The following is a 14,195-nucleotide window of genomic DNA, read 5'->3' on the forward strand; positions in this document are numbered from 1 at the left end:
GACGGAGCAAAGAGTCAGGGGCAGAAATCTCAGGTCTTGCCAATACGTGCAGCCTTGTCCTTGTCGAACCACCACATAGCCTCGACGGGGAAGCCGAAATCCGGTTTCGGCTCCTTATAGCCGAACATATCCCAGAATGCGGCGCGGTGATTCGCCGAAAACCAATTTGGAATCCAGTCTAGCCGGGCACGCAAGGCCCGGTCGAGCGCGCGCATGGCAACTGTGAGCGCTTCGCGATCCTTGGCCGCACCCACGGCGTCGACCAGCGCATCGATTGCCGGGTCGGCGGTGCCGGGCAGGTTGGTCGAGCCCTGCATGTTGGCGGCGCGGGAATGAAACAGCCCGTCGATCTCGTCGCGGCTGGGTGTTGCCGAAAAGGACACGGCCATGACAATCGCGTCGAAGTCGAAACTGGTCTTCCGCGCCTGGTATTGCGTCGAGTCGACCATGCGCGCCGATGCATCGATGCCGATCGCCCGCATATTCTCGATCCAGGGCGAAAACACGCGAACAAATGCGTCGTCGTCGACCAGGATTTCGAGCGTCAGCGGCTCGCCCTTGGAATTGCGCAAGCTGCCGTCCTTGCGCGCCCAACCGGCATCCGCCAGCAGCTTCGAGGCTTGTCCCAACAGCTTGCGGTCGCGGCCCGAACCGTCGGAGGGCGGCTGCAGCACGGCCTCGCCGAAAGCCTCGTCAGGAAGGCGGCTGCGGAAAGGTTCGAGTAGCGCCAGTTCGGCGGGTGTGGGCAGGCCCTCGGCGCGATAGGCCGATTTTTCGAAGGTCGATTGCGAGCGTTCGTATGCGCCGTAGAACAGATTGCGGTTTGTCCATTCGAAGTCGAAGCACAGCGCAATGGCCCGGCGCACGCGCGGATCGCGAAAGCGCTCGCGCCGCTGGTTGAGCGCGGTTGCCTGCATCATCGGGCGTTTTTCGCTGGGGAATTCGCGCTTGACCACCTTGCCGGCGGTGAAGGCTGGAAAGTCATAGCCGGTGGCCCAGATGCGTGCGGTGAATTCCTGGCGATAGGCGATGTCGCCCTTCTTGAACGCCTCGAAGGCGGCCTGCCTGTCTTGGTAGAACTCGATGCGGATGCGGTCGAAATTGTAGAGACCGCGATTGACCGGCAGGTCGCGGCCCCAATAGTCGGGCACCCGCTCATATTCGATTGTCTGGCCAGGCGAGACGCGGCCGACCTTGTATGGACCTGACCCCAGCGGCGCCTTCATCTGGGAGGCATCGAAGGGATTGGCCTCGAAGAAAGACTTGGCTGGGATCGGATAGGTCGCGATGTCGAGGATCGTGCGGTCCGATTGCTTGCCGTCGAAGCTGAGCCGCAGCGTGTGGGCGTCGACCGCCACGGCTTCCGTCAGGTGGCTGAGCGGCAGAAGAAGGCTGGGATGGCCGTCCTTCTTGAACAGCTTGAAGGCATAAGCCGCATCCTCGGCGGTGAAAGGCGTGCCGTCGTTGAAACGCGCTTCGGGCCTGAGCGCGAAATCGAAGCTGTTGCGGTCGTCGGAAATGGTCACCGACTGCGCCAGCAGCCCGTAGATCGCATCGGGCTCGTCGATCGCCCGCACCATTAGCGAATCGTAGCAAAGCTCCATGCGCGGTGGCGCGTCGCCGCGGGCGACGAAGGTGTTGAGCGTGTTGAAGGTCTGCGGGCTCTGGTTGAAGTACCAGTAGTTCGGCGAGAAGTTGAAGGTGCCGCCCTTGGGCGCATCGACATTCACGAACTCGAAATGCGTGAAGTCAGGCCCGTATTTCAGCTCGCCGAAGGCCGACAGGCCATGCAGCCCGGTGCCGGTCGGGCTTGCGGCGAAAACGCGCCCCGGCAGCAAAGGTGCGACGGCAGCCGCCGCACCAAGCGCCAGGAAATCGCGACGGGGCAGGCGCGGGCTCAATTGGCTCCCTTGTACTTGGCGGCCAGCGCGGCTTCCTTGTCCTTGTCGATCCACCAGGAATCGGGATCGACGCCGAGATAGGCCGGCTGTTTTTCGGGAATGCCGAACTTGTTCCAGTAGGCCGTCCGCACCTTCGGCAGATGCCACTGCGGAACGATGTAGTAGTTCCAGAGCAGCACGCGATCGAGTGCGTGGGTGGCGACGACGAGATCCTCGCGGTTGTCGGCGAAGATGACGCCATCGATCAGTTCGTCGATCACAGGGTCCTTGATGCCGGCATAGTTGCGTGACCCCGGCGTAGCTGCGGCCTTCGAACTCCAGAAATCGCGCTGCTCGTTGCCCGGCGACTGCGTCTGGGCAATGACCGTGGTCATCACGTCATAGTCGAACTGATTGACGCGGCTCACATACTGGCTGACGTCGACGATCCTGAGCGTGGCATCGATGCCGAGCTTGCGCAGATTGTCGATGAAAGGCGCGGTGACGCGCTCGTCGGTAGGGTCGTTGCCGAGGAATTCGATCTTGAATTGCTCGCCAGTTTTTTCGCTGACAAGCTTGCCGCCACGATTGACCCAACCCGCTTCCTTGAACAGTTGCGAAGCCGAGCGTAGGTTTTCGCGGAACGATTGCGGCGTGTCGTAGACCGGGAGCTTGAACGGTGTCGTGAACAGCTCAGGCGGCAGCTTGTCGCGATACTTTTCGAGGATTTCGAGCTCCTTGCCCTGCGGAACGCCGCTGGATGCGAGGTCGCCGCCCTTGAAGTAGCTGTCGGTGCGCACGTAGGAATCGTAAAACAGTGTGCGGTTCATGCTTTCGAAATCGAAAGCCTTGGTAAGTGCTTCGCGCACGCGGCGATCCTGGAATTGCGGGCGACGCGTGTTGAGCACGAAGCCCTGCATCGGCGCGCCTGAGGTCTTGTCGAATTCCTTTTTGATAACATCGCCGGCCGTGAAGGCTGGGAAATTGTAACCGGTGGCCCAGCGCTGCGAGCGGTTCTCAAGGCGGATGTCTTCAAATCCACCCTTGGTGAAGGCCTGCCATTCGGCGTCCTGGTCCATGAAATAGATGTAGCGGCGCTTGTCGAAATTGTTGCGCCCGACATTGACCGCCACATCAGCCGCCCAATAATCGGGCACACGCGCCCAGACGATCTCGGAGCCTGGCTTGAAGCTCTCGATCTTGTAAGCACCCGAGCCGAGCGGCGGCTCCAGCGTGCCCTTGCCGATGTCACGCTTTTTGCCGGAAGCGTCCGTGCCCTCCCACCAATGCTTCGGCAGCACGGCAAGGTCACCGATGATGTGGGGCAGTTCGCGATTTCCCTTCTGGTTAAAGCGGAACTCGACCTCGCGGTCGGATATGGCCACTGCCTCGGTCACATTGGCGAAATATTTGCTGTAGAGCGGGTTGATTTGCTTCAACGTGTTCAGCGACCAGACGACGTCTTCCGCCGTGATCGGCTTGCCGTCATGCCACTTTGCGCGGGCATCGATCCGATATGTCGCTGAAGAGTAATCGGCAGGATACTTGTAGGCGTCGGCGATCAGCGGGTGGCTGGTGCTCGACTCGTCGGTCGCCTGCTGCATCAGCGTGTCGTAGAGCAGGCCGCCGAAATAGGTGAAGCCAGCCGCAGGCGTGCCGTTGACGATGAATGGGTTGAAGCTATCGAAAGTGCCGAACGTCGTCGAACTCAGCGTGCCGCCCTTGGGCGCGTTCGGATTGACGTAGTCGTACTGCTTGAAGTCCTCGCCATATTTCGAGGTGCCGATCAGCGACGAGGTCTTGTGCCATTCTCCGGCGTCCTGCGCGCTTGCAGGCAGCCAGGTGCCCGACAGAAGAGCCGCTGCGATGCCGGCGGCTGCAAAAACCCTGCTCAGGCAAGCCTTCATGAATATCCCCTTGGCCCGGTATACTCGGACACTCTAATTCATTCACGGCGCATGGAAACCACACGTTAGACAATTGTCGTCGCATGTTGCGCCAGGCAACAAAAAAGCCGGGCTAAACCCGGCTTTTTCAAGATGCGAAAATGACAAATTTGTTAGTGAGCGGCCGGAGCCGGCGCACCTTCTGCCGGGGCGGCCGGAGCAGCACCTGCGGGAGCGGCAGGAGCAGCACCTTCGACGGCGGGAGCAGCACCAGCCGGAGCCGCTGCGGGCTGTGCCGCAGGAGCAGCGTCTGCTGCGGGCAGCGGCGCCGGGCTGTCCGACTGCGAATTCAGATAGGCGATCAGATTGGCGCGCTCGTCATCCTTCTTGATGCCGGCGAAGCCCATCGCTGTGCCCTTGATGTAGCCCTTCGGCGACGTCAGGAAGTGGTTGAGGTGTTCGAAATCCCACACGACCTTGCCGCCTTCCGAGAATTCCTTCATCGCGCCGGAATAGGCGAAGCCTTCATGCGAGGCCATTGGACGGTTCACTACGCCCCAAAGATCCGGACCGACCTTGTTGGGGCCGCCCTTTTCGATGGAATGGCAGGCGGTGCACTTCTTGAACACGGCAGCACCAGCTTCGGCATTGGCGCTGGCGAGCAACTGAGCGATCGGCACAGCAGCAGCAGCAGCTTCGCCGCCACCGGCAGCCGCGCCACCTTCTTCAGCCGCTTCGATGGCGAAACCCGGCTTTTCCGGGGCGGGCGATGCGAAGATCGCGTCCGACACGAGCGAGATGGAGAACACCACAAAGGCAGTACCCAGCAGGCCGCCAAGTACCTTGTTCATTTCGAATGAGTCCATACGCCCCTGGCTCCCTTATCCGGTCGATCGCCATCCTCTGCGACCGCTGCCGTTTGTCGGTAAAGTCTATAGCCCGGCGGACCGGGTCAAATCGCGCGGAAACTAGGTCTTTTGCTTGCCGGTTGCAACACCTATAAGGGCGCTTCCAGTGAGACGTTTTGACACTTTCCAAAGCCATTTAGAAGCAGCCGTGCAGCCATGTCCACCCTTGTCCTGATCCCCGCCCGTATGGCCTCGACACGCTTGCCGGGCAAGCCTTTGGCCGATATCGCTGGCCGTCCGATGATCGTCCATGTCGCAGCGCGCGCTTCTGAAAGCGGGCTGGGCCGGGTCGTTGTGGCGACCGACACGGATGCGGTGGCGGATGCCGTGCGGGCGCATGGCTTCGAGGCGGTGATGACGCGCGCCGACCATGAGTCGGGTTCCGATCGTATCTTCGAGGCCTTGACCAAGCTCGATCCCAAGGGCGAGGTCGAGATTGTCGTCAACGTCCAGGGCGACCTGCCGACCATCGATCCGGCGATCATTCAAGCCGCGCTGCGGCCGTTGGAAGAAGCGGCGGTCGACATTTCCACGCTTGGCGTCGAGATCACCCGACAGGAAGAAAAAGTCGACCCGAACGTCCCCAAGATCATCGGCTCGCCGTTGTCGGTGCAGCGGCTGAGGGCGCTTTATTTTACCCGCGCAACGGCACCTTGGGGCGACGGCCCGCTCTATCATCACGTCGGGCTTTATGTTTACCGCCGTGCGGCGCTTGAGCGCTTTGTCGGGCTTGGCCCGTCGCCGCTCGAAAAGCGCGAGCGGCTCGAACAGCTGCGGGCGCTGGAGGCCGGCATGCGCATCGACGTCGAAATCGTCGATACGGTGCCGCTGGGCGTTGATACGCCGGAACATCTCGAACGCGCTCGCGAACTTCTCTCGAAATAGACAAAGACAGGCCAGCCATGCCGACCACGACCAACAAGATTGCCTTCCAGGGCGAGCAGGGTGCCAATTCCGACACCGCCTGCCGCAACGTCTATCCCGATATGGAGCCGTTGCCGTGCCCGACCTTTGAGGACGCATTTAATGCGGTCGAGACCGGCAAGGCCGCCCTGGCGATGATCCCGATCGAAAACACCATCGCCGGCCGCGTTGCCGACATCCACCACCTGCTGCCGGAATCCAAGCTGCACATCGTCGGCGAATATTTCCTGCCGATCCATTTCCAGCTGATGGTGCTGCCGGGCGTCAAGCGCTCCGAGATCAAGACCGTGCACAGCCATATCCATGCGCTCGGCCAGTGCCGCAAATACATCCGCAAGAACAGCTGGAAGCCGGTAGTGGCCGGCGACACCGCTGGAGCTGCCAAGTTTGTCGCGGAGGTCAAGGACCGGACGATGGCCGCACTTGCGCCGCGCCTGGCGTCCTCGCTCTACGGTCTCGACATCCTCGAAGAGAACGTCGAGGACACCGAAAACAACATCACCCGCTTCGTTGTTTTGTCGAAGGGAAAAAGCTGGGCCGAGCGCACCAATCCCGACACCAAGATGATGACCACCTTCGTCTTCCGTGTCCGCAACGTGCCGGCAGCGCTCTACAAGGCGATGGGCGGCTTTGCCACCAACGGCGTCAACATGACCAAGCTGGAGAGCTATCAGCTCGGCGGCGAATTCACCGCGACCCAGTTCTATTCCGACATCGAAGGCCATCCCGACGACCGGCTGGTGGCGCTCGCACTGGAGGAGCTGCGCTTCTTCACCCGTGAAGTCCGCATCCTTGGCGTCTACGAAGCAAACGAGTTCCGCGGCACGCAAAACAACGGCGACTAAGTTGGCCGCGCTCGGTTCCGGCGTGCCCGCCGGAACCGCTGCGGAACGATTCGATCCGGCTGTTAAGCGCTTCTACAGGCGTTTTTCGAACCAGTGGTCGGCGTAGGGATTGTCGTTGAAGCGGGCAACTTCCCGGTACCCTTCACGCCTGTAGAGAGACTGCGCCTCTTTGAGCGCGCGGTTGGTGTCGAGGCACACTGTCTTCGCGCCCAAACCCGGTGCCATCGCCTCGAGCTCGTGCAGAATGCGTCCGGCAACGCCAAGCCCGCGCGCGGAGGGCGCGACCCACATCCGCTTGATCTCCGCAGTGGTGGCATCGACCATGCGCAGCGCCGCGCAGCCTACGGGATTTCCATCAAGGCGGGCGATCACGAAACTGCCACGGGGAGGGATGAACTCGTCCTCCGTGGTCGTGTTGCCCTTGGCCTGGTCGAACCCTTCTTCGAAGCGCGCGGCGAGTTCGTCGAAATAATGCGCCAGGCATTGACGCGCGTCGGCAGTATTGGGGGCTTCCTGTTCGACCGTGATCGACGCCGCGGCAAGCAGGCGCTCAACCTCTGTCATCGCCGCAACGAGGCGATCTCGCGCTGACTCGGAAAGCGGTTTGAGAATGGAGTTCGCCAGGTCGTCCGACAGGGCGTCGTAGGCGGCGTGCTCTGCGCGGCCTTTGTCGGTCAGCGTAGCGTGGCGGCTGCGGGCGTCGCCGTCGAGTTTGACGACACAGACGAGGCCCTGTGCCTCAAGCGAACGCAACATGCGGCTGAGGTAGCCCGAGTCCAGCCCAAGCCGGGAGCGGAGGACGCCAAGCCCCGCACCTTCCGGCCCAATCTCGAAAATGAGCCGTGCCTCACTGAGCGGGCGCCCGCGGCTGAGATAGCTGTCTTCCAGTGCGCCAATGCGGCGGGTCACTGCGCGGTTGAAACTGCGCATCTGGGCGATTTGCAGAGACTTGTCCATTGCCTGACTATAGTCAGGCATGCGAAAAAAGCAAGTTTTATCGGACTTTAGTCAGGTATCGTCAGTCGTTTTCCGCCCAGGTGCGGATCAGCTGATGGGCGATCGCATGGCCCGCCGGCACCTTGAGTTCGCCGGGATGCGTACCGTCGAGCATTTGCAGGACTTCCGCGCGGGAGAACCAGCGGCAGTCTTCCAGTTCGTCGGTATCCGCCGAGATGTCCTCGTTGAGCGCTTCACCGTAGCAGCCGATCATCAGCGAATATGGAAACGGCCAGGGCTGGCTTGAGTGGTAAACGACGCGGCCAAGCCGGATGCCTGATTCTTCAAGCGTTTCGCGCCGTACGGCTGCTTCGATCGTTTCGCCCGGTTCGATGAAGCCAGCGAGTGCGGAATAAACGCCCGGTGCAAAATGCCGGCCCCGCCCCATCAGGCACTTGTCGCCTGACACGGTCAGCATGATGGCAACCGGATCGGTGCGCGGGAAATGCTCGGCACCACAAGAGGTGCACAGCCGCTTGTAGCCGCCGGCCCGCATCTCGGTTGGCGCACCGCAGCGGCCGCAGAAACGATGATTGGCATGCCAGGCGAGCAGGGCGGCACCTTGCGCCAGCGCCCCGAGCTCGGCCTTGTCGGTGAGGCCTTGCGCAAGGAGTGAGCGGAACTCGACGGCTTTCAAGTGGTCGGGCAGGCCTTCGGGCTCGGCGGTAACGGGCACCGCGAGGGTGGCTGTCCCGTCGGTTCGGCCGAGCAGGATCGCGTCGTTGGTTTGAGCGCCGAGCGCTTGCGCCGCCGCGAGCGTGAAATAAGGATTGGCCGGACCATCGGCAAAGTCGAGCACCAGCCGTCCGGAGGCAATCAGCAGCAGCCTGGCGTCGGGCTCGGCCAGCGCCAGTCTGGCGGAGTCGTCGCTGCGCTTTTCCGATTGCCGGTCGATGATGTTTCCCGCGAAGCCGAGAAAATGGCTGGCTTCACGCGGCGGTGCGCTGAACAGGCTGAAAGGCATCTGAAACTCGGTCTGGGTCTGAGGCCGCTTTTATAGAGCGGACTTGATGCTCTCGGCAAACCGGTGGAGATCATCGCGGCGATAAGGCTCGCGCACACCGTGGCCCCAGACCGGGCCGGGCCAGCCGGGATCGCCCTCGGAGCGGGCGACGACGTGGAAATGCAGCTGGCGCACGATGTTGCCGAGCGCGCCGCTGTTGATCTTGCCGCACCCGGTCGTGCGCTTCAGCGCATGCGCGACCATGTTGCTCTCAAACGTCAGCATCGCCTGGTCGAGCGGGGTCAGGTCATGGATTTCCTCGACGCCAGGGCGTTGTGGCACCAGCACCAGCCAGGGCCAGCGCTGGTCGTTCATCACGCGCAATTCGCAAAGGCCGAGCCACATCAGCGGTTCGCTGTCGGCGTCGAGACGCGAATCGAGCGTAAACCCAGCCTTGAGGCCCGACATCATTTGCGTTTCCTTTGTTCAGGCGAAGGCTAGAGCCTGCCTGCGGCGCCTGCAAGCGAATCATTGAAAAAGGCCAGGTCGCAACTTGCCGACCGGACAGTGGCAAGCGCCGGCTTAGCGCCGATATGTTATGCGTAGAATTCCAGCGGAGATGCGCAATGTTTGCCGGTCAGATTGCCCTGGTTCTCTCAGCTGCCTTTGCGGGCGCCGCATTCTACATCAATTTCGCCGAACAGCCCGCACGGCTTGGCCTCGACGACAAAAATCTGCTCGCGCAGTGGAAACCCAGCTATGCCGCCGGCTTCACCATGCAGGCAACACTTGCGGCCGTCTCGGGCATTCTTGGCCTGCTCGCGGCGTGGCTGACAGCGGATTGGCGATGGGTTGTCGGCGCGCTGCTCATGCTCGCCAACTGGCCCTACACAATGCTTGCCATCATGCCGACCAACAAAAAGATCGAGGCGATTCCCAACGATGAAGGCGGCCCTGTATCCCGGACATTGATCATGCGCTGGGGGACGCTGCACGCGGTGCGCACAGCCTTGGGGTGCGCTGCGACCCTCGCTTATCTCTGGGCGCTCAATTCCTAAGGCATTTGATCGCGGTTGGGGGCAGCTCATCCTTGGCTCTTGCAATTCGTCCGGCAATTGCCGATATGGAGGCTGGGAGGTTGGTGGTGGACGATCCACTCGCCAACTGGGTCAGGTCCGGAAGGAAGCAGCCCTAACGAGCCCGGAACGGGTCATTGTTCCAGCCTCCCGCCTCTTCGCCCTTCTCCGCGTCATTGACGGCGTTACGCCGTGCGGGCGAAACTCGTTTCGCGGAATCGGCCCTTTGCGGTCGAGGCAGGGGCGCCAATACGAACGGGCGACGGGGCGAATGAGCGAAGCCGGACAGACTGAAAAGAGCAAGGACGGCGCCTACCGCGTTCTCGCGCGCAAATACCGCCCTGCGGATTTCTCAGCACTCGTCGGCCAGGAGCCGATGGTCCAGACGCTGACCAACGCGTTTTCCTCCGGCCGCATCGCCCAGGCCTGGATGCTGACCGGCGTCCGCGGTGTCGGCAAGACCACCACTGCCCGCATTCTCGCCCGCGCGCTCAACTACAAGACAGCTGACATCGACCGCCCATCGGTCGACCTCACAGTTCTTGGCGAGCATTGCCAGGCGATCATGGAAGGCCGCCATGTCGACGTCATCGAGATGGACGCGGCGTCCCACACCGGCATCGACGACATCAGGGACATCATCGACCGCGTGCGTTATGCCCCCGTTTCGGCCCGCTACAAGGTCTACATCATCGACGAGGTGCACATGCTCTCGACGCAGGCCTTCAACGGCCTGCTGAAGACGCTTGAAGAGCCGCCTCCGCATGTGAAGTTCATCTTCGCCACCACCGAAATTCGCAAAGTGCCGATCACGGTCCTGTCGCGCTGCCAGCGCTTCGACCTGCGCCGCATCGACGCCGGCAAGCTTGTCGGCCACCTCCGCAATATTTCGGCGCAGGAAGGCATATCTGTCGAAGACGATGCGTTGGCCATGGTGGCCCGCGCCGCAGAGGGCTCGGCGCGCGATTCGCTGTCGATCCTCGACCAGGCCATTGCCCATGGCGGCGGCAAGGTGACGACCGAAGCGGTGCGCGCCATGCTCGGCCTCGCCGATCGTGCCCGTGTCGTCGACCTGTTCGAAAACATCATGAAGGGCGACATCGCCGCAGCGCTCGGTGAGCTGCGCGCTCAATACGACACCGGTGCCGATCCGGTGGCGGTGCTCAACGATCTTGCCGAGTTCACCCATCTGGTGACCCGGCTGCGCTTCGTGCCGTCGGCGGCCGACGACGCTTCGCTGTCGGAAGACGAGCGCAAGCGCGGCGCGGAGTTCGCACAGAGCTTGTCGATTCGGGTGTTGTCGCGCGCCTGGCAGATGCTGCTCAAGGGCATTCCCGAGGTGCAGTCGTCCAACCGCCCGGTCAGTGCCGCCGAAATGGTGCTGATCAGGCTGGCGCATGCCGCCGACCTGCCGACGCTCGACGAGGCGCTGAAATCATTGGGCGATGCGTCGTCGCAGCCATCATCTGGCCCTCGCAACGGTGGTGCGGCTCCCGGCGCGGGCAATGGCGGACCCAGCACTTCGGCCGTGTCGCAGGCTCGTATGCCGGTCAGCAATGGCGGCGGCCAGGCGATGCGTTTGGTTGAAAGCGCGCCAGCGCCCACGGCCTTTGTCGCACCGACCCCCGCGCCCGAACCGGTTGTCGATGCCGTGCCGGTGCGCACGATCGCCGAACTCGCGAACCTCGCCGAATCCAATCGCGAAATGGCCTTCAAGGTGCTGATCCGGCGCGTCATGCGTCCAGTCCGCATCGAGCCCGGCCATATCGAGGTCAGCCTCACTGCGGATGCGCCGCGGACATTTCTCAACGACCTGACGGTCAGGCTGAAGGCCTGGACCGGTCGGCACTGGATGGTGTCGCTGTCGCGCGAGGAGGGCGGGCCAACGCTCGCCGAGATCGAGGCGAACAAGCGCGAGGTCGCCCTGACCGACGCGCGCGCCGACCCCACGGTGGCGGCGATATTGTCGCGCTTTCCCGGTGCGAAAATCATCGACGTGCGTCTTCCCACAGCGCCTGATGCACCCGATATCGACACAGACATCGAGTTGCCGCCCGATCCGGGCGTGGACAATGACGATGACGATCCGTTCTGAGACGAAAGGAACAAGACGATGAAAGATTTGCTGGGCCTGATGAGCAAGGCGAAGGAAATGCAGGCCAAAATGCAGGCCATGCAGGAAGAGGTCGCCCTGATCGAAGCCACCGGCCAGTCTGGCGGCGGCATGGTTGTCGTCACGCTTTCGGGCAAGTCGGAAATGAAGTCGCTGAAGATCGACCCGTCGCTGCTCAAGGAAGGCGAAGGCGAGATTCTCGAGGACCTGATCGTTGCCGCACACAACGACGCCAAGGCCAAGGTTGAGGCGACGATGCAGGAAAAGACCAAGGCGCTGACCGCCGGCCTGCCGATCCCACCCGGCATGAAACTGCCGTTCTGAGCAGCTGATACTTCAGAGATAATCCTGCCATTGCCGGGGCCGTTCGGCCTCGGACAAACCAACGTCGCACCTGAGATGCTCGGGCGGATGTTTAGATCGGCATGCCTTGGCGCCAAGAATTTTAGCCATTGACATGACGACCCAGTAAGCAATTCTTCTCGTGATGTTGGCCGGCGCGTTTTTCATGCGGTGCATGTTGGCGCAGCATTTTCTGGCTGGAAAATGAATGCTCGTCAGCAATTGCATGAGGAAAACTTATGCAGAAGCCGCCAGCCATCCCACCGATCCAGACATTGCGGGCGTTTGTTGCCGTCGCCGAATTGAAGAGCTTCACCAAGGCCGCCGAGGCGTTGTGCGTGACGCAGACGGCGGTCAGCCACAGCGTTGCGCAGCTGGAGGCGTGGCTAGGTGCTCGCTTGTTCATGCGGGATCGCCGTGGCGTTGAACTGACCAGCCTGGCAACGAAATTGGCGCCTGAGCTTGGACGAAGCATCGAGACCCTGGCCGACTTGCTGGAGCGTGCGCGCCGGACGTCAGCGCGCGGGCAGCTCAGGATCTCCACCACACCTGAATTCTCAACCCAGTGGCTCGTCCCGCGGGTGCCTGATTTCTGCAGCAGCCATCCGGATATCGATGTGAGCGTTGTCGTCGAGTATCGCCGCACGCGTTTTGCCGCGGATGATGTCGATGTCGCCATTTGGCTGGGAGGCGTGTCGCAGGAACCTGGTGCCGAAATACTGACATCCGACGAAGAGTTCGCTGTTTGCTCGCCGGAGCTGGCGGAAAGTCTGCCTTCCAGGGGAGCCCTGCGCGCGGCCCAGCTGTTGCGCTACGAGGGAAGTAGGCACACAGCGCTCGATTGGCGGCGATGGTACGGCCTGGTCTCCGGCACCGACAGCGAGGCCGTGGGCATCGAATTCGATGACGGGCCTTGTTACGCGACATTTTCGGAGATGCTGGCTGCTTCCAAGCAAGGTGCAGGAATAGCGCTTGTCCGCACGTCGCTGGTTGCGGATGATCTGCGCAGCAATCAACTGACGCGATGCTTTTCGGAGACGATCAACTCCGACCTCCAGTATCAGCTGATAGTGGCGGCCGAACGCAGGAAGGACCCCGAGGTTCTAGCCTTTCGCAACTGGGTGTTCGGGCAGATTGCAACAACGGCGCAGCCGAAGTCTTAGCAAGTCATCAGAATCTCGTTATCACGCTGATCCCCAGTACTTCGAACCTGTCCATCGCCATCAGCGCGGCGGGCGCTTCGTCGAGGCTGAGATGCTTGCCGACAAGCTTTTGCGGCCTGAGCTTGCCCGCCTCGATCATCTCCATCATCGCCTGGTAGCGGAACGCCTGCATGCCGTGGCTGCCGAGGATTTCGAGCTCGTGGGCGATCACCTTGTCCATCGGGATTTTCGGGTGGTGGTGATCGCCGAGCATGAGGCCGACCTGGACATGGCGGCCGCGCCGGCGAAGATTGGCGATCGAGTTGAAGCAGGTGGTGGGGTGGCCAAGCGCGTCGAGCGACAAATGCGCGCCGCCCTTGGTGATCTCCCTGACAGCGCCAACAACGTCGCTCGTGCTTGACGCATTGATCGTCGCCACCGCCCCGACCTGCCTGGCGAACTCCAGCTTGTCGTCGGCGAGGTCGACGGCAATGACATTGCCACCAGCGGCGGAGGCTATCATGATCGCCGACAGGCCGACGCCGCCGCAGCCGTGCACGGCGACCCACTCGCCCGGCTTGACGCGACCCTGGTCGACCACCGCGCGGAAAGAGGTGACGAAGCGGCAGCCGAGGCTCGCTGCCGTCGCGAAATCGAGCGTTTCAGGCAGGCGCACCAGATTGGTGTCAGCGAAATCGACAGCGACATATTCGGCGAACGAGCCCCAGGCGGTGAAGCCCGGCTGGAACTGATGCTCGCAGACCTGGTGGTTGCCTGAATTGCACTCGAAACAGTGCCCACAGCCGCCGACGAAGGGAACGGTGACGCGATCGCCGATCTTCCACTGCGTGACCTGCTTGCCGAGTGCCGCGATCGTGCCGGCAAGTTCATGGCCTGGCACATGTGGAAGCACGATATCCGCGTCGTGTCCCATCCAACCGTGCCAGTCGCTGCGGCACAGCCCCGTGGCCTCGACCTTGATCACCACGCCTGTTGGCGAGGGCGTCGGATCGGCAACATTTTGCACCTTCGGCGGCTGGCCGAACTGCTCGAATAAAACGGCTTTCACGGTTTTTCCCTCCGCTCTTCAGGCGGCTCGCCCGGTCGGTTCCATTGGCTGTGGTTCGAGCATAACGACCG

13 protein-coding genes and 1 other RNA gene are annotated in these 14,195 nt (G+C 62.2%); 7 read left to right on the top strand and 7 right to left on the bottom strand.

The annotated features are described in order from the left end of the window. Positions 1 to 29 precede the first annotated feature (29 nt). From AC1DLV_RS01785 to AC1DLV_RS01795, 3 genes are all read right to left on the bottom strand, one after another. Positions 30 to 1,901, bottom strand: a complete 1,872-nt coding sequence (locus AC1DLV_RS01785) for an extracellular solute-binding protein (protein ID WP_476799773.1) — start codon at positions 1,899 to 1,901, stop codon at positions 30 to 32. Then, positions 1,898 to 3,787, bottom strand: coding sequence for an extracellular solute-binding protein (locus tag AC1DLV_RS01790; protein WP_476799772.1), 1,890 nt, complete (start codon positions 3,785 to 3,787; stop codon positions 1,898 to 1,900). Before AC1DLV_RS01790 ends, AC1DLV_RS01785 begins: the two co-directional genes overlap by 4 nt. Before the next feature lie 152 nt (positions 3,788 to 3,939). Further along, the gene (locus AC1DLV_RS01795; protein WP_476799771.1) at positions 3,940 to 4,632 is read right to left on the bottom strand and encodes a c-type cytochrome; all 693 of its coding nucleotides are present in this window, start codon (positions 4,630 to 4,632) and stop codon (positions 3,940 to 3,942) included. 198 nt (positions 4,633 to 4,830) lie between these two features. Here AC1DLV_RS01795 and AC1DLV_RS01800 point away from each other — a divergent pair, with 198 nt between their 5' ends. Together AC1DLV_RS01800 and AC1DLV_RS01805 are read left to right on the top strand one after the other, a co-directional pair. Next, complete coding sequence (locus AC1DLV_RS01800; protein WP_476799770.1) at positions 4,831 to 5,559, top strand: 3-deoxy-manno-octulosonate cytidylyltransferase; 729 nt, start codon at positions 4,831 to 4,833, stop codon at positions 5,557 to 5,559. A gap of 17 nt (positions 5,560 to 5,576) precedes the next feature. Then, on the top strand, positions 5,577 to 6,443 hold the full coding sequence (locus AC1DLV_RS01805) for a prephenate dehydratase (RefSeq protein WP_476799769.1): 867 nt from the start codon (positions 5,577 to 5,579) through the stop codon (positions 6,441 to 6,443). A gap of 72 nt (positions 6,444 to 6,515) precedes the next feature. Here AC1DLV_RS01805 and AC1DLV_RS01810 read toward each other — a convergent pair whose 3' ends face one another. The 3 genes from AC1DLV_RS01810 to AC1DLV_RS01820 all read right to left on the bottom strand — a co-directional run bounded on the left by AC1DLV_RS01810 (position 6,516) and on the right by AC1DLV_RS01820 (position 8,853). After that, positions 6,516 to 7,400 (bottom strand): bifunctional helix-turn-helix transcriptional regulator/GNAT family N-acetyltransferase, encoded by an 885-nt coding sequence (locus AC1DLV_RS01810; protein WP_476799768.1) that lies wholly within the window; start codon positions 7,398 to 7,400, stop codon positions 6,516 to 6,518. Positions 7,401 to 7,461: 61 nt separating this feature from the next. Beyond that, positions 7,462 to 8,403, bottom strand: coding sequence for an NAD(+) diphosphatase (gene nudC, locus AC1DLV_RS01815; protein WP_476799767.1), 942 nt, complete (start codon positions 8,401 to 8,403; stop codon positions 7,462 to 7,464). A gap of 30 nt (positions 8,404 to 8,433) precedes the next feature. Continuing rightward, positions 8,434 to 8,853 (bottom strand): HIT domain-containing protein, encoded by a 420-nt coding sequence (locus AC1DLV_RS01820; RefSeq protein ID WP_476799766.1) that lies wholly within the window; start codon positions 8,851 to 8,853, stop codon positions 8,434 to 8,436. A gap of 155 nt (positions 8,854 to 9,008) precedes the next feature. On the opposite strand from AC1DLV_RS01820, the gene AC1DLV_RS01825 reads away from it, so the two are divergent. The 5 genes from AC1DLV_RS01825 (at position 9,009) to AC1DLV_RS01845 (ending at position 13,076) form a co-directional block, all read left to right on the top strand. Further along, positions 9,009 to 9,440, top strand: coding sequence for an anthrone oxygenase family protein (locus AC1DLV_RS01825; protein WP_476799765.1), 432 nt, complete (start codon positions 9,009 to 9,011; stop codon positions 9,438 to 9,440). A gap of 75 nt (positions 9,441 to 9,515) precedes the next feature. Continuing rightward, positions 9,516 to 9,612: signal recognition particle sRNA small type (gene ffs / locus AC1DLV_RS01830), an RNA gene on the top strand. A gap of 117 nt (positions 9,613 to 9,729) precedes the next feature. Further along, positions 9,730 to 11,553: a DNA polymerase III subunit gamma/tau gene (locus AC1DLV_RS01835; protein WP_476799764.1), complete on the top strand. Its 1,824-nt coding sequence runs from the start codon at positions 9,730 to 9,732 to the stop codon at positions 11,551 to 11,553. A gap of 18 nt (positions 11,554 to 11,571) precedes the next feature. Next, complete coding sequence (locus AC1DLV_RS01840) at positions 11,572 to 11,895, top strand: YbaB/EbfC family nucleoid-associated protein (protein WP_476785841.1); 324 nt, start codon at positions 11,572 to 11,574, stop codon at positions 11,893 to 11,895. Positions 11,896 to 12,152: 257 nt separating this feature from the next. After that, a complete protein-coding gene (locus AC1DLV_RS01845) occupies positions 12,153 to 13,076 on the top strand; it encodes a LysR substrate-binding domain-containing protein (protein WP_476799763.1) in 924 nt (307 codons plus the stop codon). Positions 13,077 to 13,083: 7 nt separating this feature from the next. On the opposite strand, the gene AC1DLV_RS01850 is transcribed toward AC1DLV_RS01845, so the two are convergent. Next, positions 13,084 to 14,124 (bottom strand): zinc-dependent alcohol dehydrogenase family protein, encoded by a 1,041-nt coding sequence (locus tag AC1DLV_RS01850; RefSeq protein ID WP_476799762.1) that lies wholly within the window; start codon positions 14,122 to 14,124, stop codon positions 13,084 to 13,086. Positions 14,125 to 14,195: the final 71 nt, after the last annotated feature.

Source organism: Aminobacter sp. 01T433 (assembly GCF_056398585.1).

Excerpts from the sequence above, each read along its gene's own strand:
- AC1DLV_RS01790 (WP_476799772.1), bottom strand. The coding sequence starts at position 3,787 with ATGAAGGCTTGCCTGAGCAGGGTTTTTGCAGCCGCCGGCATCGCAGCG.
- AC1DLV_RS01795 (WP_476799771.1), bottom strand. The coding sequence starts at position 4,632 with ATGGACTCATTCGAAATGAACAAGGTACTTGGCGGCCTGCTGGGTACT.
- AC1DLV_RS01800 (WP_476799770.1), top strand. The coding sequence starts at position 4,831 with ATGTCCACCCTTGTCCTGATCCCCGCCCGTATGGCCTCGACACGCTTG.
- AC1DLV_RS01805 (WP_476799769.1), top strand. The coding sequence starts at position 5,577 with ATGCCGACCACGACCAACAAGATTGCCTTCCAGGGCGAGCAGGGTGCC.
- AC1DLV_RS01810 (WP_476799768.1), bottom strand. The coding sequence starts at position 7,400 with ATGGACAAGTCTCTGCAAATCGCCCAGATGCGCAGTTTCAACCGCGCA.
- nudC (WP_476799767.1), bottom strand. The coding sequence starts at position 8,403 with ATGCCTTTCAGCCTGTTCAGCGCACCGCCGCGTGAAGCCAGCCATTTT.
- AC1DLV_RS01820 (WP_476799766.1), bottom strand. The coding sequence starts at position 8,853 with ATGATGTCGGGCCTCAAGGCTGGGTTTACGCTCGATTCGCGTCTCGAC.
- AC1DLV_RS01825 (WP_476799765.1), top strand. The coding sequence starts at position 9,009 with ATGTTTGCCGGTCAGATTGCCCTGGTTCTCTCAGCTGCCTTTGCGGGC.
- AC1DLV_RS01835 (WP_476799764.1), top strand. The coding sequence starts at position 9,730 with ATGAGCGAAGCCGGACAGACTGAAAAGAGCAAGGACGGCGCCTACCGC.
- AC1DLV_RS01840 (WP_476785841.1), top strand. The coding sequence starts at position 11,572 with ATGAAAGATTTGCTGGGCCTGATGAGCAAGGCGAAGGAAATGCAGGCC.
- AC1DLV_RS01845 (WP_476799763.1), top strand. The coding sequence starts at position 12,153 with ATGCAGAAGCCGCCAGCCATCCCACCGATCCAGACATTGCGGGCGTTT.